We start from the raw sequence: 18,167 nt of genomic DNA on the forward strand, positions 1-18,167 counted from the left end.
CCCGATCGCCAATGACAGCGGCAAGCGAAAGGGGAAGCGACCCACCCGCGGTGGGCGCGCCGGCGTCCGCTCCATCCTCTTCCTCGTCGCGGCCACTGTCGCTCGTTACGACAAAAGCCTCGGCGAGTTCCGCGACAGACTGCTCAAGGCCGGCAAGGAGAAAATGGTCATTCGCATTGCCCTCGCACGCAAACTCCTGGTCCGCCTCAACGCAAAAGCACGCGATGCGCGTGCCGCATACGTCAATGCAACTTGACTATCCAGATAGTCGCTCACGACGCCGGGCTAGCAGTCCTGGAGTTGAAGGGCATCGGCAAGGAGTTCGGCGCCATTCGCGCGTTACATGGCGTCGACCTGCGCGTCTCCCCCGGCGAGGTTGTCGGCCTGATGGGCGACAACGGCGCCGGCAAGTCGACGCTGGTCAAGATCATCGCCGGGAATTTCCCGCCAACTCACGGCGAGATCCGCTTTGACGGCAAGCCGGTTCACTTCGCCCGTCCGATCGATGCCCGCGCGGTCGGCATAGAGGTGGTCTATCAAGACCTCGCGCTGGCCGACAATCTCACGGCAGCGGCCAATGTGTTCCTCGGCCGTGAGCTCAAGCGTAAGCTTGGTCCGTTCGCGTTGCTCGACCACAAGGCGATGGCAGCCCGCGCGCTGGAACTGTTCGGCGAGTTGCGCTCGGAGACCCGGCCGCACGATCTCGTCAAGCAGATGTCGGGCGGCCAGCGTCAGGCGGTCGCGATCGCGCGGACGCGGCTCTCCAATGCCAAGCTCGTGATGATGGACGAGCCGACGGCCGCGATTTCGGTGCGCCAGGTCGAACAGGTCCTGAGCCTGATCCATCGCCTGAAGGAACAGGGCGTCGCGGTCATGTTGATCTCGCACCGCATGCCTGACGTGTTCGCGGTCTGCGACCGCGTCGTCGTCATGCGTCGCGGCGAGAAGCGGGCCGACAAGGCGATCGGCGATACCAGCCCCGAGGAAGTCACCTCCCTCATTACGGGAGCGAAGGAGGCTGCGTGATGGCCACGCCCCTGGAATCTCCCCTCACCTTCACCAATGTCGGCAAGGCCAAATGGTGGCGAAGCGGCCTCTTCGCCTCCCAGACCGGCTACGTCCTGCTGGCGCTGGTGGCCCTGTTCGTGGTGATGAACTTCGCCAGCCCCTATTTCCTCACCCAGGGCAATCTGCAGAATGTGGCGAAGAATTTTTCCTTCATCGCCATCGCTACGCTCGGTGTGACCTTCGTCATCATCACAGGTGGCATCGATCTCTCGGTCGGCTCGGTGATGTGCTTCTCCGCCATGATCACTTCGATGGTCATGACGTCCATCTCGACGCCGGGCATGCCCGGCGCGGAGTGGTTCGTGCATCTGGCCGACGACGGCAAGACTGTTATCGCCAACATGCCCGGGTTGATCCTGCTCGTCTCGGTGCTGGCAGGGCTCGGCGTCGCGCTGGTGGTCGGCCTCGTCAACGGCTTCTGCATCGCGGTGCTCGGGCTGTCGCCCTTCGTCACCACGCTCGGCATGCTCTCGATCGTGCGCGGCCTCGGCTACGTCGTTTCCAACGGCCGCGGCAGCTTTCCCAGCGGCCCCGAAGCCAGCTATTTCTACACGCTGACATCGGGTGTCGTGTTCGGCCTGCCCGCGCCATTTATCTATCTGGTGGTGCTCGCGGCGGCGATGGCGGTGGTGCTGCACCACACCGGTTTCGGCCGCCACGTCTTTGCGCTCGGCGGCAACGAGAAGGCGGCGGCCCTGACTGGAATCCCGGTCGTCCGCGTCAAGATCGAGGTCTACGTGATCTGTGCGCTCGCGGCCGGTCTGCAGGGCATCATCATCTGCGGCTGGCTCGGATCCGCGCCGGCCAACATGGCTACGTCCTACGAGCTCAACGTCATCGCGGCCGCCGTGATCGGCGGCGCCAATCTTGCCGGCGGCGCCGGCGGCCCGCTCGGGGCCATCGTCGGCTGCGTGCTGCTGGAGGTGATCCGCAACGGCCTGGTGCTCGCGCAGGTCAACTCCTATTGGCAGCAGACCCTGGTGGGCGTGATCATCATCGCAGCGGTGCTGGTCGACCGCCTTCGCTCGCGCATGGCCTGACAAATTCATCCTGGAGGATCGTGATGTCCGCCTATCCGCCTCCTGGAGCCGACACCTGAAGGGATAGGCACAATAAGAATGCGGAGGGAAACAATGAGGAAGGCACTTCTTGCCGCCGCGGTGCTCGCCATGACGGCGACGCCCGGCTTCGCCCAGAGCTACAAATTCGTGATCGTGCCCAAGGCGATGAACAATCCGTTCTTCGACTTCGCGCGCGACGGGTGCCAGAAGCGAGCCAAGGAGCTCGGCAACATCGAATGCATCTACAAGGGTCCTGTCGAGCACGAGCCGGCGACGCAAGCGCAGATCATCCAGGATTTCATCACCCAGAAAGTGGACGGTCTCGCCATCTCGGTCGCCGACGTTGCGGCGATGACCAAGTCGATCGAGGCGGCAACGGCCGCCGGCATTGCCGTCATCACGTTCGACGCCGATGCACCTAGCTCGAAGCGGATTGCCTATATCGGCACCGACAACAAGGAGTTCGGCACAGCGCTCGGCAAGCAATTGCTGAAGCTCCGGCCCGATGGCGGCAAATACGCGATGATCTCCGGCGGGCCGGGTGCGGAGAACCTCGCTGAGCGCGTCGACGGCGTCCGCCAAGCGCTCAAGGGCTCGAAGTGGACCGAAGTCGGGGGATCGCCGACCTTCTGCAACGACGACCCCGCGCTCGGCGTCCAGCAGATGACCGATCTGCGCACCGCGACGCCCGACCTCGCGGCGATCATCCCGGTCGGCGGCTGGCCGATGTTCGCGCCGGAAGGCTTCAAGGCGTTCGCCAGCAAGAGCAAGAAGGACATCGACGCCGGCAAGTTCTCGCTCGTCGTGGCCGACACCCTCAAGATGCAGCTGGAGCTCCTGAACGAGGGCTACGTCAATGCGCTGATCGGCCAGCGTCCGTTCGAGATGGGCGAGAAGGCGATGGATACGCTGCTTGCCATCAAGAAGGGCCAGAAGGTACCGGAGATCATCCACACCGGTCTCGACGTTGTGACAAAGGACAACGTAGCGGCGATGCTGAAGTAGGAGCTGCGCAACCCGCAGGCGGCGTCACGCATTCCAGGAAAATTGCGGTTTGGCACACAGGATCCGGACCCCTGGTAGCGGGGGTCCGCTCGCCAAACCCTTCAACGCACACGCGGTCCGCAGCGCGAGCCGCGGCACTCAACCTGGGCGTACGATGCCGTATCGCCATCGCGCCCTTTGCCTGCTCTCAGATGGAATTCAGCTCGCGGGACGGTACGGCTCGGCCACGGTCGTCGCCTTCTTGAGTGCCGTGACGCCCTGCTTCGGCGATCACTTGCAACACAAGGATTACAGCGTTGGGGATTGCGGTCGGGCCAGGCGCTCCACCGTAAAATTACGGGACATCGGCGACTTTGAATTTCGCTGTTCGCCCTGATACGTTGCGGACAAGCAGCCGATCTTGGGCTGGTTCGGAAGACGGCTGGGACAGCCTGATGGGTAAGGGCTTGAGTTCGGGCGACTCTTACGTCGTCCGGGGTCGGCGTGACATGCGCTTTTCTGCTTCCTTGGCGCAATTCACGGCGCTCGCAGCCATCATTGCGGCCGGACAGATCGGTCCGATCCAAGCGCAGGATGTGCCCGCCGATCGCACAGCACATTCATCCGGTGGCGTCGAACCGCCCGCGCTGCTGCCGCCGGTGACTGTTAGCGCCAAGCGCGAGCGCATCGCCAGGCCCAAAGCTAAGCCCGCCAAGCCAGCGTTTGTGGTTGCACCAGCCGCGCCCACGACGAAACGTACTAACGCGCCCGCGCTATCCGATGGCGTCGCGCTGAACGGCGGGCCCCCCGTGACGCAGACCACTGCCGGGCCAGTGAGCGGCTACCGCGCGCTGACGTCGGCCTCGGCGACCGGGACCAGCACACCGATCGAGCGCATTCCGCAGGCGGTCGCGGTCATGCCGCGCGCCGTGCTCGATGACCAGCAGCCGCTGGGGCAGATGGATGCGCTGCGCAACATCTCGGCCGTGACGCCGATGTCGGACAACATCTTCATCGGTTATGCCTACAAGGTGCGCGGCTTTCCGGCCGACCGCTATGTCGATGGCCTGCCGAACTACTATGACGGCGGCGACAACACCTCACTCGCCAACACCGAGCGGATCGAAGTGCTGAAGGGGCCGGCCGGGATCCTTTACCAGGGCGGCATCGGCCCCGTCGGTGGCATCATCAACACCGTCTCTAAGCTGCCGGTCGAGAACCGCTTCACCGAGATCGGCTCCACGGCCGGCGGTTACCGGCTGTGGAACGCCTGGTTCGACGTGAATCAGCCGATCGCGAGCGGTGGCACAGCGCTATTCCGCATGACCGGCGATTTCGAGAAATCCGGCGACGTCATCGATGTAATCGAGCACCGCCGCTACGCGCTCAATCCGACGCTTCTCCTCAACGACAATGACGGTACACGCATCACCATCCAGGGCAGCTTCTCGTCGCGTTCGTTCCAGAGCTACACCGGACTGCCCGGCGCCGGCACCCTCGATCGGTCGCTGTTCACTATATCGCCGACGCTGTTTCCCGACCGGCCCGATCTCGGCCGCAGTTGGACAACCTACAACGGCTTGACGGTGCGTCTCGATCACGAATTCAATGCGGTCTGGTCGGCGAATGCCGCGACCCGCGTCAGCGAGATGCGGCTCGAGCAGTTTGGACATGTCCTCGGTACCGACACCCCGCTGTTCGGCTCGACGTTCCCGCTTCTCAGCTTCCACCTGCCGGTGGATACGCGCGAGATCGCCTCGAACGCCAACCTGGTTGCCAAATTCGCGATCGGACCGACCACCAACACGGTTCTGTTCGGGGCGGACAGCGATCACGTCGCCGACAAGATCCGCGACGATATCGGCTTCGCCGGCCTCGTCGACTTCGCCAATCCGGTGTTTCCCGCATACACGCCAGCGCCCACGAGCGCGTTCAACTCCAACAACCTCTACGTCAACAGCGGGCTGACGACGCAATGGCAGTCGGACATCTATGAGCGGCTGCACCTGCTTGCGGGCGTGCGTCTTGCCAATGTCTATATCCACGGCACCGACACGGTGGCGGGCAGCGATTTCATCACCGATGCCTGGAAGCCGTTGCCGCGATTCGGTGCGGTGGTCGATCTGGTGAAGGGCGTATCGGCCTTCGCGGACTACTCGCAAGGCTACCGCGGCGTGCCATTCTTCAATGCCACCGGCGCACCGAAGCCGGAGGAGGCCGAACAGACCGAGGCCGGATTGAAACTCGCGCTGCCGACCGGCTTTTCCGCCACCTTCGCCTGGTTCACCAACACGCGGCGCAATGTCATGAACCTGCTCCCGGGGAGCCTCTTCCTCGCCACGCAGGTCGGCGAGCAGCGCGCAGAAGGGTTCGATGCAGACCTGACCTGGCAGCCACTGGCGGGTCTTTCGATCCTTGCGAGCTACGCGCATGTGAACGCCTTTGTCATTCAAGATCAACTCTTCGCGCCCGGCACCGTTCTCGAGCGTGTGCCGCGCGACTCCGGCCGGCTTTGGGTCAACTACAAATTTCAGGATGGATGGCTTCAGAATATCGCGGTCGGGGCCGGCCTTTACGCAGCCTCCGCGCAGGCGACGGCGCTCGACAATATCTATTTCACGCCGGGATACATCACGTTCGACGGCAAGATCGCCTACGAGACGGATCACTGGAGCCTGGGCGTGACCGGCAAGAATCTCGCCGATCATCGTTACTTCGTGCCGTACGCGAGCGGCTCCGGATACACCATGCCGGCCGACGGACGCACCGTGCTGGCTTTCGGGAAGTTGAAATACTGAGCGGATCGTGGAGATACGCACAAAGTCTTCCGAACGCCCATCGCTCTTCGAAGGCTACATTCTCTAGCAACGCCGCGTTCGAGGCCGAGCCTCATCGTTTCCATTTCGCGGATCGCGACACATCCGTGTTCCGGCGTAGGACCCGTCGTCGGCGCCTATTTTTCTGTCAGGCCCCTTGCAAGCTCACTTGATCGGCTTCAGATCACTACGACGAACGATTCAAGACCCAGAGCGCACCGAGCCGCGCGGCCCCTTGCGCATGTTCCGAGCTTTGATTCTTGCTATAGAGAGCAGTTCATCAAGCGCCGCACTTCACTCGCCGAGATCGCTTCCGTGCCCTCATCCAACACCAGCTTCTCCACCACATAGCCGACGTCGCGCCCGTAGAACACGTTGGTGATGTTCGGTAGAGCGACGACGACGAAGCGGCCGACGTGATCCGCGAGGCCTGTTTCGATGCGTTGCCTGATCTCAGAAAACGAGAACGGATTTTTCTCGTCGGTTCCGTGTGTGTCGCGTACAGCCACGCACACCTGCCCGACCCGCCGGATGCCTTCCTCTATCAGCCGGCGGTGGCCTGCGTGAAACGGTTGGTAGCGCCCGACGAAGAGTGCGGTCGGCTTCCGCGGATCGAATGGCGGACGCAATCTGGCAAGCACCTTTTCTGCCCAGAATTGCGGCGTTCCATTTCCATTCACGCGGAGATCGAAATTACCGGGAAGAACGAACATGCGGTTGGTATCTTCGAAGCGCCCTGCATCGATGCGATCGACCCAGATGATAAATGCCTTGCCAAAGGCCGCTCGCGTCTCATCGGTCGGGCAGACGAAATCGGCAATCACGGTACCGCCGGCTTCGACGACGCGATCGCACATCCATCCCATCCGCCTGGCGTGCTCGACACGGTCTTCGTGACTGAAGCCAAGATCGCGTGACAGGTTCTCCCGCACTGCGTCCGCGTTGAACACGACGGCATTGATGAGCGGCGCAAGGGCTTTTGCCAGTGTGGTCTTGCCCGCGCCAGGTAGCCCCATGATCAATATCTTGCGCATCTTGTTCCTCTTGGAAGACACCGAACTGCTGCCGGATGCGGATCGGCGACCCGCTTCACGAGGCCTCTACATTAAGGTTCGCCTGTCGCGGCAGGCTGTTGAATACCCCGAGCCAGGGTTCATAACGTTGCCAGCGCGAGACGGAGGTCCGATAGATCGGCTGCCGCGCCTGCCACACGCTTGCGGTTTTGATCACTCGTTGGTTTTGCTCCGGCCGCAGACAGGCGTCGTTCCATGGCAAACCGCAAAATTCGATGATCCGTCGTATGAAGGCCTCGGGAGCCGCGACCACATCTTCATAGCTGATTTCAAGCAGGAATGTCGGCGGCAGCACGTTACGCCAGTGTTCGGTCAGCCGCGCGTATTGCCGGTAATAGTCGACGATCCATTGCCGATCGAACGAAAAATCCATGCCATTCGCAAAGTTGTTGAAGTAGACCGAAAGGCAGGTATCGATCGGATCGCGGCGACAATGGATGACGCGCGTCCCGGGGAATGTTGCATACAGCAGTCCGATGTTGTGGAAGTTCTGCGGCAGCTTGTCGGTGATCCTGCGCGCGGTAGGAGAGATCTGCTTCAGCCTGCTCTGATAGGCTGCTTGCGTCTCCCGGATCCAGGCCGGATCGATCCTCCCCTCACGGTCCACTCCGAATTCCGGGGCATGATCAGGCCAGAAAGCCAGCTCGCCCCCCGCCGCGACATCGGGATGGCTTGAGAGCACCTGCTCGACCAACGTCGTGCCGGAGCGCGGCATTCCGACGATCAGCACCGGCGCGTCCCACGCATGCGCGGCGTCCTTGTTGCAGGCAAAGAATTGTGGCGTGAAACGCCGGATCAGTCGATCAACAAGCTCAGCGTGCGCCGCCGGATTGTAGTACTTATTCTTGACGCGCTTTTTCAGTGAATTCGCCTGGTCGAAATGTCCGATGGCGTGACCGTATTCGCCGATATCGTCATAGGCCTTACCCAACGCAAAATGGACCAGTGACGCCTCGTGTCCGGTGATCGCCGGATTTCCCAACTTTCGCTCCAACTGGCCGATCAAGGGCCGATCGGCATCCGAGAGGCGCTTCACCTCAACCAGGCCGACAGGGCCCAAGACGTCGTGGGTGTTCAGCGCGTTCGCCAGGTCGAATGACGCGGCGGCTTCATCGAAGCGCCCCTGCTGCATCAGGATCGTGCCCAGCATTGCATGTGCATCGCTCTTGCGCGGTTCGAGCAAAATCGCCCGCCTGACAAGTTCCTCCGAAGCCAAATCATCGCCCTCGAAGCCGAGTATCCTAGCCTCGCACAACAGCGCAAAGGCCGTGCCGGGTCTGAGCGCAGCAGCGGCACCAAGGCATTCGATGGCCCGTTTGCGGTAGCCTTCCTCTTCGAGGAGCAGACCGAGCTTGTAGTGCGCTTCCACCAGATTTGGCCGCAACCCCGCGGCTTCTTGATACCGTTCCATGGCTGCGGGAAGCGAACCCAGTGCCTCCAATGCAAGCGCCATGTTGTAGTGCGTCAGCCCGCACGATGGATCGATCCGCAAGGCCTCGGCGAAGCAATCGATGGCTCGCTCGAATTGGCTCTCCGCCAGAAGCACAAGTCCACGGTCATTGTGCGCCCCGGCGTTGTCCGGCTGAAGTTGCAGCGCGAGATCGAGCTCGTTGGCTGCCCCGGCAAGATCGCCGTCCTCGCGCAGCAGATTAGCCAATTGAACGTGAGGCGAAACATGGTTTGGATGCAATGATACGGCGTGCCGCGCGATGCGGAGCGCGAGTGGCAGTCGGCCGGTTTGCCCCGCCACGGCGGTCAGGATCTGCAGACCGGCAAGGTGATCAGGCTGCTGGACCAGGATCTCGCGAGCTCGCCGCTCGGCATCATCGCCTCGGCCGTCGGTGTACGCCCCAATCGCGTCCCGCAGCAGGGCCTGAATATCGCTGGACGACGGAGCGGTCGCTGGCGCCTCCTCAATCCACATGGCGAATTCGTCATTCATGCCGGGTCAACGCTGCGAACAAGGGATCTAGGTGCTTCTCGTAATTCCGCCACCGCCCGACTGAGCTTTGATAGAGCGGCTGCCGAACCTGCCAGTAGCTCAAGGTCGACACCGGCCGTTCGGTGAGGTGAAAGTTCATGCAAGCCGGCTCCCAGTCCAAGCCAAGAAACTTGATCAGGCGCCGGCTCTGGCCTTCGAGATCGTCGGTAAGAGTCTCGTAGTTCATCTCGATGATCCGATCGGGCAACAGGCCAATCCAGTGCTGGGCCAGTCGTCTGATCAGCCGCGCCCTGTGGCCACAGTCCGCCAGATCGTAGGAAAAATGCTGGGCTCCAGGTGCGAACATCTGAAAATAGCAGGACAACGCGATATCGCGATCATCGCGGCTACACAGGACAAATCGTGCCCGGGGAAACAGCTGCGCAAGAAGCCCAACGTGAAGAATGTTGTCCGGCATCTTATCGACGACGCGATGGGCACCTTTCGCATCACCGTGCAGCTTGACGATGTGCTCCTTCGCGAGTCTCCGCGCTGTGTCGTGAAACGCCTGCGTTGCGCCGGCAATGTCGGGGCGGCTCAAGACGCTGTCCATCCGAATGACATCACCGAGTTCACCCGCACCGAACACACGCGAGTGGCTGGCGCAGATCTGCTCCACCAGCGTCGTGCCGGACCTCGGCATGCCGACGACGAACACCGGCAATTCCGACATGTTGCTGAAGTCCGTCGGTTCGACGCGGGATCGGTCGCGATAGCGCTCGATCAATTGTTCGATCCGGGCGGTAAAGCTCTCCTTGTCGAACAGATCGGCCACCTTGGGCCAAATGTCGCGGACCAGGCTGTTTGCGGCGGAATACCGCGCGAACGCCTCATCGTATCGTCCGGTCTTGTCCAGCAGACGTCCAAGGCCAAACCCTGCGGTGATCCGCCCGTCTATGCTTGTGTCTGGCTGCTCCAGCGCATCGGCAAGACGTTGCTCGTCTTGGATCTCGAGCGCAGCCCCCTCGCTGGAGACGTGCTTGTACGATCGCAGATCGCCCGGATTGAGGGCGCGAACCTTGTCGGAATAACCGTCAGCCTCTTCGAACCGACCTAGCGATCGTAGTGCCCAACCGATTCCGGCCAGGGCGTCAGGCAGGCCGGGCGAGATGGTCTCTGCCCGCTGGAAACACACCAAAGCCTCGTCGGCCTGGTTCAGATAGATCAGCGTGGCACCTTTAGCGCACAGAAACTCCGGAACGTCGGGCTTCAAGGCCAACGCCTTGTTGTGGCAGCGCAACGCCTCCGGCAACTGTCCCATATCTCGAAACTGGGTTCCCAGAACGTAGTACGATTCCGCCCGGTTGGGAGACAGGGCAATGATTTTCGACCAATGACGCGTCGCGTCCTGCAATCGCCCCGCGGATCTTAGCGTGATGGCGAGTTGAATCTGCGCCGGCATGGAAGCAGGCGCGATTGCGACCGCCGCTTCACAGTAGGACACTGCCGCCTCATAGCGACCGAGATCCGACAACAATCTCGCAAGTTCGGTATAGGCGAGGACCATGTCCTGCTTGATGTTGATTGCGCGCTGATACGCGGCGATCGCCTCGTCGTGCTCATGGATCGTCCGCAGCGCGCTCCCGAGATTGACCCACGCCTCGGGATGTCCGGGATGAACCTTGATCGACCGCCGGATCAGATCGATCGCGCCTCGAACGTTGCCGCGCTGCAATTCGATGGCCCCCAGCATGTGCAACGCCTGGGGGTGGTCTGGCAGTCTCGCCAGGACGCTGCGATAGCCGACCTCGGCCTCGGCCAGGTCTCCCAGTTTGTGAGCAGCGATCGCGGCCGAGAGAACGTCCATGATCTCCGTCATCTGGTTGCGGAAACCCTCGTTCTCGTCGAACAACCTGGCTAGTCTCGCGCGGAATTCTTCGGCAGGACCAAGTGCCGCGCCCGTCAAGGCAGTCGCTGGTGTGGCCGCACTCATCGCTCGCGCAAGCTTTCGTGTCTGTAACGCATGATCGGCGACAGCACATACTCAATCACGCGCCGTTGCCCGGTCCTGATCTCCGCCGTCACCCCCATGCCTGGCCCCAGCTGCATTTCTCCCTGTTCGGTACCGATCGTGGTCTCCTTCAACGCGATGCGAACCATGTAGGAGGACTCGCGCTCGGAAGGACTCCCGGCAACTTGCTGTTTCGCTGCAAACGGATCCTTGTCGGATGTCTCCGAGGAAGGGCGCGTGTAACGTAGAGCGTCTCGGCCGACGAGGCGAACATTGCCGTGGAGGAGACCGTAACGCGTGTAGTTGAAGGTCTCGACCTTGATCTCGGCTTGCTGCCCCACCTCAACGAACCCCACCTCGCGGTTCGGAAGGGTCGCTTCGACCTCCAGCTTCGAGCCATGGGGAACCACGACCATCAGCGTCTGGGCCGGCGTCACGACGCCGCCGATCGTATGGACCGACAGCTGTTCTACCGTTCCGTCAACCGGTGATCTGAGGGTCTGCAAGCCGCTGCGTTGTCGGGCCTTGATGCTGTCCTGCGCCAGTTGGGCCGCAGTCTGGTTCGCCTTCGCGAGCTCCTTGATGTCCTGGTCCCGCAATTCCTCTTCCGTTTGCTTCCGCTGTTGGATCAATGCGGCGATCTGCGCAACCGTCGCTTCGACGTGGTGCTCGGTCGCAATCCGAGTATGTTTCGCCTCAACCTGCTGGCGCTCGGACTCCAGCAGGTTGACCTTTGACGTCAGGCTCTTTTCCAGGAGCTCCCTGTACATCCGCACCTTCTCTTCGAGCAGGGGCAACGTCGCGTCGATCTTGGCGATGGTTGCCTTCGATTCGTCCCGCTCCGCGACCTTGGCCAGGACTTGCTGATCAATCCCGTCGAGCTTGGCGTGGTGCTGTGCCAGCTCGGTCAACAATTGCCGCTTCTGCGCGTCGACCAACGCCGGCTCCGCGTCCGTTGGCGCAACGAAGGCGCCAGCGTCTCCGGCGAGTTGTGCGGACAGCCGGACCGCATCCAGCCTCGCCTGCATCAGATCGCGCGCAATCCGATCGACGTCCGCGGCGGTCGCTGTCGGATCGAGTTCGACCAGGACATCGCCGCGCCGGACAGCATCGCCTTCGCTGATCGCGATCCGCTTCACCACGCCGATTTCGAGCGGCTGGATCAGCTTCACTTCCCCGGCCGGGATCAATCGCCCGTTCGCCACTGCGATGATGTCCACTTTGCCAAGACAGGCCCAGATCACCGCCACCGTCACGAGCAAGACGATCGTTCCAATCATGAGGTGACCGGCGGGCGACGCCGGGGTTTCGATCACCTCGAGTGCGCTCGGCAGGAACTCCCGCTCCGAGGCGCGGCGCTGCGCCGACCGGCGCTGAAAACGCACCACCTCGCCGGCCTTGTGATCCGCAGCGGAGACGCCGTTAGACCGCATTGGAGATCCCCGACTGTAACCGATAGAGATGAGCGTAACGTCCCGACCGCCGGAGCAGCTCTTCGTGCGTGCCTTCTTCCACCTTTCGTCCGTGGTCGAGCGTGATCAGACTGTCGGCGCCGCGGACGGTCGAGAGCCGATGTGCAATGACAAGCACGGTCCGTCCTGCCGCGATGCGGCGCATGTTCTCCTGGATGACACGTTCGCTTTCGTAGTCCAGCGCGCTGGTCGCTTCATCAAAGATCAGGATCCGCGGATTCGCCATCAGCGCCCGGGCGATCGCAATGCGCTGGCGCTGACCGCCCGACAAGGACGCGCCGCGTTCGCCGATCGTCGTGTCGTAGCCTTGCGGTAGCTCGACGATGAAGTCATGCGCCCCCGACAAGGTCGCGGCGCGAATGATCTGCTCGATCGGCGCGCCGGGGTCGGCCAGCGCGATATTCTCACGCACCGAGCGGTTGAACAGAACGTTGTCCTGCAACACGATGCCGATTTGGTGACGTAGCCAGGCCGTATCGACCATGCTGAGGTCGATCCCGTCGATCAGCACGCGACCGGACTCCGGCGTGTAGAGGCGCTGCACCAGCTTGGCGAGTGTGGATTTGCCCGATCCCGATGGCCCAACGATACCGATGACCTGCCCCGGTGTCACATGTAGCGATACATCGGAGAGCACTGCGGGCCCGTTGGGCACATAGCGGAACGTAACATGTTCGAACCGGACCTCGCCCCTGATCGCCGGCAGCGAGGCCGCACCTGTCTGGGCAGGCTCGCGCTGCGCATTCAGAATATCGCCCAAACGAGCGATCGAGAGTCGGGTCTGCTGGAAATCCTGCCAGAGCTGCGCAATGCGCAACACCGGCTGGGCGACTCGCCCGGCCAGCATGTTGAAGGCGACCAGCTCGCCCACGGTAAGTTCACCCGCCATTACCGCCTTTGCGCCCAGATAGAGCGTGGCGACGATCGTGAACTTGTTGATGAACTGGACAACCTGACCACCAATGTTTCCCAAGGTTTGCGCGCGGAAGCTGGCGCGAACGTAACCCGACAACTGATCTTCCCATCGCCGCAACATCTGCGGCTCGACTGCCATTGCCTTGATGGTTTCAGCGCCGCTGACGGACTCGACCAGAAAAGCCTGATTGTCGGCACCGCGGGCGAATTTCTCATCGAGGCGGCGACGCAGCACCGGCGTCAAGATCACGCTGATGATCAGATATGCCGGCAGCGAGGCAATGACGATCCACGTCAGTAGCGGACTGTAGAGGTACATGACCGCGAGGAAGATGAAGGTGAAGAACAGGTCGATCGACAGCGTCAGCGCGGAACCCGTGATGAAATTGCGGATGTTCTCCAGTTCACGCACGCGCGCAACAGAGTCGCCGACACGGCGATTGGCGAAGTAGGAAAGCGGCAAACCGAGAAGATGGTCGAACAGACGCGCGCCCAGTTCGACATCGATGCGGTTCGTGGTGTGACTGAAGACATAGGTACGCAGCGCACCCAGCGTCACTTCGAACACCGACACAAATGCCAGGCCGATCATCAATACATCGAGCGTGGACAGCCCGCGATGCACCAGCACCTTGTCCACCACCACCTGGAAGAACAGTGGCGAGACCAGGCCGAGCAATTGCAGGAAAAATGACGCGATCAGCACCTCCGTGAGCGCATAGCGATACCGATGCACCGCCGACAGAAACCACCGGATATCAAAACGATTGGCCAGCATCGCCGGCGAGAGCCGTCTGCTCAGCAGGATCAGCTCGCCTGTCCAGACCGCATCGAGATCCGCGCGTTCCAGCAGATTCGGGAGCGCAGTTCCTGCGGCGTGCACGGCGGCGCGACCATCAACGACACGGCTGACGATGCTGAACTGGTCGTTCTCGTTGACAAGAATTGCAGGCAGCGGCGTCTTCTCAAGCCGGTCCCAGTTGGTCTTCACCAGCCGCGCGCGCAATCCGAGACGCCGCGCGATACGGATCAGATCTTCCTTGCTCGCGATCGCGCCCGCCACCAGGTGATGGCGCCCCAGGGTCACCGGATTTGCCGGCATCCCCAGATGTCGCGCGATCTGACAGAGCGCCACGAGACCTGTATCAGTCCTGGGCGGGACTGATACAGGCTCCGATTTTCCATCGTTGACGGTTTCCACAGCGCTAAGCCGTAAATCGCAGCGATGGCTATACGGTCTGGGTCACGGTCTGTTGCCCGAACCCGTTCAAGGCGAACGTCTTGTTGTAGATCGGCGGGAACGTGCCGAGCTGAACAGTCGTGCCGGCCTTGAACGCCGTGAACGAGCCGATATGGCTGACGGAAAGCGCGAGCGCGGTGATCGAGGCATTCATCGTGGCGCCAAGCGAGGTGTTGTTCGTCAACGTTGCCGTCGGCACCAGACCAAGGCCGAATTCGATCTTCCCGTCGTGGTTTGCGTCGTGAGTTGACGCGTTCGGAATCGTCAGCGGAGTACCGAACGACAGCGGCTCGACGGTCCCATCTTCCAGGACCAGTGCAGGCACCAGTCCGGAGGAGTTCAGATCGAACTTCTGCACCACGTTTAGTCCGATACCGAGAATCAGGTCGAGGACATCGATCGACAACGGACCGATGTTGATGTCGGTCACGTCGGTGCCGAAGATGATATTGCTGGCGATCGCGACGAGGTCGCCCGACAGGTTCACGATATCGTTGCTGGTCCCCGTACCGGAAATCGTGCCGGGGCCGGCGTTGCTGCCGTTGGTGTTCACATTGGGGAATGCCAGGGTCAGTTGCGCACCGCCGGGCAGGTTGATCGTCGTGCTCAGCTGGCTGCTCTTCAGACTGAAGCCCAACACCGGCTTGGTGAACGACCCGACGCTCACATGCGTACTTGGGCCGGTGCCGAAAACGGTGGCGTGCGCGCCGGCCGAAAGGCCAAGATCCAGCCCAAAGGTGAATGAGCCGCTTGGTCCGTGCGCCGTGAAGTGCCCACCTCCGAGTTGCACGTCGGTCGCCATGATCTGCATCGTGTCGGTGGTCTTGTTGTAGGTAGAGTCCAGCCCGACGTTGAACGGCAACGTTGCGCTGATATCACCTGCCGTGATCTTCAAGTCGGCCTGAACGCCTGCCCTGACGTGCAGGTTGGCGCCGGCGCTGGCGATCGTGGTGGAGACACCAAGCGTACCGATCACGGCCTTCTTCGACGTGCTATAGCTCTTGTCGAGACCGAGGAATCCGGTGTTGAAATCCTTGCTGAAGGCTGCCCCGGTATCCCAGATGCTCTGCCCGGAGGTCTGGAACGTCAGATCGGTCGAGGATTGAGCGTTGTCGATCACGATCGACTGGCTCGTGGTGTTCGAGGCGGACACAGTCGGGTTTTCCGTCTCGGCCGCCGTCGCAGTGATCCCCAACGAGTCGACGATGGACGTGTTCGTCGGCATCAGAATGTCGACTTCGTCCTGAAAACTGCCCTGGTTGGAAGGGTTGAGGTTGATGGTATTGCCCGACAGCAATCCGAGCTTGTCTATGATCGAAGTGGCGCCCGTCGTTCCGGTCAGGTTCAGCGCGATGCTCTGAATAAAATCCGAGCCCTGGTTCACCGTCCCAAAGTCGCCTGATTGGGAGGTGATTTCCAGACGGACTTCGTTGATCGGGTCACCCGGCTGCATCGGAAGCACCGTCACGTTCACGCTGGGCGTGTCCGCCACCGGCGTCTCCTTCACGGTAACCAGGGTTACCGCGTTGTTGCCCGCGCCGTTGGACGAATAGACCTGGAAAACATCCTGATCACCGGTCGGCGTCCCGTTGACGAAATCGTCGAGCGTCGTCGGAGTGTAGATGAGGCTCTGTCCGTCCGCTGCGATGGTGACCGTGCCGTATTTCGGTCCGAGCGGCCCCGGAGCAACCCCCGTAATGCTCATGTTCGCGCCGCTGACCAGGTTTCCGATCGGAATAGTGATCGCGGTATCCTCAAGCGTGGTTTCGGTATCGGCGGTAATCGTCTGGGTGATGGTCGTGGACGCGGTGGCCGGGGAGCCGGTGTTTTCGACTTCCGCATTGGTCCCCGTCATCGACAGGGTGTCGCTGAACGTCGATCCGGCCGGCAACGAGACGAGCAGTTCGTCCGTGAACTGCCCCTGGTTCGCAGGAGGCGTAATCTGGTTACCAGACAACAAGCCGTCGCTGTCAGTGACCGTTATGCCGCTGGTGTTGGTGCCGGTCAGCGAAAGGCTGAAGCGCTTGATGTAATCCGACATCTGATTGATCGTCGCGAAATCATCCGACGTGACGGTGATGTCGAACCGCACCAGCGTCGCAGCGTCGCCGGCATGTGGCGCGGCAATTTGATCGACAACCTTCGGCGGATCTGCAACGGGCACGGCATTCACGGTGACGAAGCTTGTGACCTCGCCGCCAAAACTGTCCGTCACGCAGACCTGGAACGCGTCCCGGTTGCCGGTCAGAATGCCGTCAACATAATAGTCAAGCGTCGTCGGCGTATAGATCAGGCTCTTTCGGTCGGGCGCGATGGTCACCGTGCCGTATTGCGGCCCCTCGGGGCCAGAACCGATCTCGCCAATACTCAGAATCGCACCGCTGTTCTTGTCGGTCGCGAGCGCGCTGACCGGAATGGTGATTGACTGATCCTCCAGCGTTGTCACCGTGTCGAGCGTGGCCGTCGGCGCATAAGGCGCGACCGTCTCGAGCTTCTGGCCGACACTCAGCGTTCTGACGCCGACGATGCCGGCTTCCCCGGTCGGGTGGAGGTCATCGATTGACAGATCGTGCGCAGCGTCGCTCAAGACGAAGCTGGTTGTGTGGATATCCAGATGATTGCTGCCGATACCGGCCAGCCCGAACTCCATCCCAACGTCAAACGCCGGCACCTTGGCGCCGTTCATGTTGACGCCGTTCTTCAGGTTGATCACGCTCCCGGCCCCGGTGACGAACTGTGTGACGTCGGGATCGCCGGTGACCTGGAGGCTGGACAGCTTTCCGTTCGTCAGATCGAAGAACAGGCCCGACAGATCGGCCTTGGGCCCCTGCATCGTCACTGTGAAATCAAGGTTGCCGCCATCTTCGACAACAGTGACTTCTGCTCCGGGTGAGCCCGGCACTGTGAAAGTGATGCTCCGGGGGCATACGACTTCGCTCTTGGGTGGCGAGGTCGGATCGGTGGGAAGGAAGACTCCGTCGATGCTTCCGTAGAGCGCTGCAGGGAAGGTAGGGTCTAAGGGATTTCCATCGGACCAGTACCAGAAGCCGTCCTTGCTCTTGAGGACCAACGCCATCTCAGCCTCCCTCGATCATTGATGAAAAATCAAGTTGCTACAATGCACTTCTCCTCGCGGAATCTCCTGCCCGGAGAGTCCGCGGTACTGCCAATAGAGATTGACTGACGAAAACGATATTGGGTAAGCGACGAAACTATTGCACGATCGCGTTGTCGCCACAACGCTTATCGCTTCTACTTTTAACTAATACAGCTTTAGATAGTACGATCGCGCAGCAAGAGAAGCGGCAATTGGATCGATGATCTCAAGTCGAAGCCGATGAATGCGCTCGGCGATTGTATCGGCACGATTGGTCGACAGCGCTCTCCTCTCTTCATATCAGCGAGCAGCTGAACACGGTGGTCGCCGAGATTCACGAACAGGCCGCACACGACGTTGCGTCCGCGATTGTCGCGGATGGTGGCAAAGCCATCGCTGTCCCGCGCGACGTTGGAAATCAGGCACACATTGACACCGCCGTTGCACGATCCATCAGGGAGTTCGGTCAACTGGATATCGTTGCGCCCGCAGCCTCGCGCGCCATGACA

11 protein-coding genes and 1 pseudogene are annotated in these 18,167 nt (G+C 61.6%); 6 read left to right on the forward strand and 6 right to left on the reverse strand.

The genetic code is table 11. The annotated features are described in order from the left end of the window. The 5 genes from QMZ05_RS04930 to QMZ05_RS04950 form a co-directional block, all read left to right on the forward strand. A partial coding sequence (locus QMZ05_RS04930; protein ID WP_353699755.1) for a transposase occupies positions 1 to 256 on the forward strand: 256 nt, incomplete at its 5' end. Beyond that, positions 253 to 1,026 (forward strand): ATP-binding cassette domain-containing protein, encoded by a 774-nt coding sequence (locus tag QMZ05_RS04935; RefSeq protein WP_353699756.1) that lies wholly within the window; start codon positions 253 to 255, stop codon positions 1,024 to 1,026. The genes QMZ05_RS04930 and QMZ05_RS04935, both read left to right, overlap by 4 nt. After that, positions 1,026 to 2,108, forward strand: a complete 1,083-nt coding sequence (locus tag QMZ05_RS04940) for an ABC transporter permease (RefSeq protein WP_353699757.1) — start codon at positions 1,026 to 1,028, stop codon at positions 2,106 to 2,108. Before QMZ05_RS04935 ends, QMZ05_RS04940 begins: the two co-directional genes overlap by 1 nt. A gap of 93 nt (positions 2,109 to 2,201) precedes the next feature. Next, the gene (locus QMZ05_RS04945; RefSeq protein ID WP_353699758.1) at positions 2,202 to 3,134 is read left to right on the forward strand and encodes a sugar-binding protein; all 933 of its coding nucleotides are present in this window, start codon (positions 2,202 to 2,204) and stop codon (positions 3,132 to 3,134) included. Between the two features lie 788 nt (positions 3,135 to 3,922). Further along, positions 3,923 to 5,911 carry a TonB-dependent receptor gene (locus QMZ05_RS04950; protein WP_353699759.1) on the forward strand — a complete coding sequence of 663 codons (1,989 nt, stop codon included), beginning with the start codon at positions 3,923 to 3,925 and terminating at the stop codon, positions 5,909 to 5,911. Positions 5,912 to 6,192: 281 nt separating this feature from the next. Here the strand turns inward: QMZ05_RS04950 and QMZ05_RS04955 are convergent, their stop codons facing one another. The 6 genes from QMZ05_RS04955 to QMZ05_RS04980 all read right to left on the reverse strand — a co-directional run bounded on the left by QMZ05_RS04955 (position 6,193) and on the right by QMZ05_RS04980 (position 17,637). Further along, positions 6,193 to 6,963 (reverse strand): adenylyl-sulfate kinase, encoded by a 771-nt coding sequence (locus tag QMZ05_RS04955; protein WP_353699760.1) that lies wholly within the window; start codon positions 6,961 to 6,963, stop codon positions 6,193 to 6,195. Positions 6,964 to 7,018: 55 nt separating this feature from the next. Further along, positions 7,019 to 8,944: a sulfotransferase gene (locus QMZ05_RS04960; RefSeq protein WP_353699761.1), complete on the reverse strand. Its 1,926-nt coding sequence runs from the start codon at positions 8,942 to 8,944 to the stop codon at positions 7,019 to 7,021. Then, positions 8,937 to 10,835: a sulfotransferase gene (locus tag QMZ05_RS04965; protein WP_353699762.1), complete on the reverse strand. Its 1,899-nt coding sequence runs from the start codon at positions 10,833 to 10,835 to the stop codon at positions 8,937 to 8,939. The genes QMZ05_RS04960 and QMZ05_RS04965 overlap by 8 nt, the downstream gene beginning before the upstream one ends. 77 nt (positions 10,836 to 10,912) lie before the next feature. Then, the gene (locus tag QMZ05_RS04970; RefSeq protein ID WP_353699763.1) at positions 10,913 to 12,367 is read right to left on the reverse strand and encodes an HlyD family type I secretion periplasmic adaptor subunit; all 1,455 of its coding nucleotides are present in this window, start codon (positions 12,365 to 12,367) and stop codon (positions 10,913 to 10,915) included. Then, positions 12,357 to 14,522 (reverse strand): type I secretion system permease/ATPase, encoded by a 2,166-nt coding sequence (locus QMZ05_RS04975; protein ID WP_353699764.1) that lies wholly within the window; start codon positions 14,520 to 14,522, stop codon positions 12,357 to 12,359. Before QMZ05_RS04975 ends, QMZ05_RS04970 begins: the two co-directional genes overlap by 11 nt. A 28-nt stretch (positions 14,523 to 14,550) precedes the next feature. Next, complete coding sequence (locus QMZ05_RS04980; protein ID WP_353699765.1) at positions 14,551 to 17,637, reverse strand: hypothetical protein; 3,087 nt, start codon at positions 17,635 to 17,637, stop codon at positions 14,551 to 14,553. A gap of 341 nt (positions 17,638 to 17,978) precedes the next feature. Here QMZ05_RS04980 and QMZ05_RS04985 point away from each other — a divergent pair. After that, positions 17,979 to 18,098 (forward strand): annotated as a pseudogene (locus QMZ05_RS04985) (hypothetical protein); the annotation flags it as partial. Positions 18,099 to 18,167 lie beyond the last annotated feature (69 nt).

The sequence above is a fragment of the Bradyrhizobium sp. INPA03-11B genome (genome assembly GCF_040446015.1).
In the GTDB taxonomy this organism is placed as follows: domain Bacteria; phylum Pseudomonadota; class Alphaproteobacteria; order Rhizobiales; family Xanthobacteraceae; genus Bradyrhizobium; species Bradyrhizobium macuxiense_A.

What these genes read in the sequence shown, in the direction of transcription:
- QMZ05_RS04960 (WP_353699761.1), bottom strand. Translation starts at nt 8,944, where the DNA reads ATGAATGACGAATTCGCCATGTGGATTGAGGAGGCGCCAGCGACCGCT.
- QMZ05_RS04945 (WP_353699758.1), top strand. Translation starts at nt 2,202, where the DNA reads ATGAGGAAGGCACTTCTTGCCGCCGCGGTGCTCGCCATGACGGCGACG.
- QMZ05_RS04955 (WP_353699760.1), bottom strand. Translation starts at nt 6,963, where the DNA reads ATGCGCAAGATATTGATCATGGGGCTACCTGGCGCGGGCAAGACCACA.
- QMZ05_RS04980 (WP_353699765.1), bottom strand. Translation starts at nt 17,637, where the DNA reads ATGGCGTTGGTCCTCAAGAGCAAGGACGGCTTCTGGTACTGGTCCGAT.
- QMZ05_RS04970 (WP_353699763.1), bottom strand. Translation starts at nt 12,367, where the DNA reads ATGCGGTCTAACGGCGTCTCCGCTGCGGATCACAAGGCCGGCGAGGTG.
- QMZ05_RS04940 (WP_353699757.1), top strand. Translation starts at nt 1,026, where the DNA reads ATGGCCACGCCCCTGGAATCTCCCCTCACCTTCACCAATGTCGGCAAG.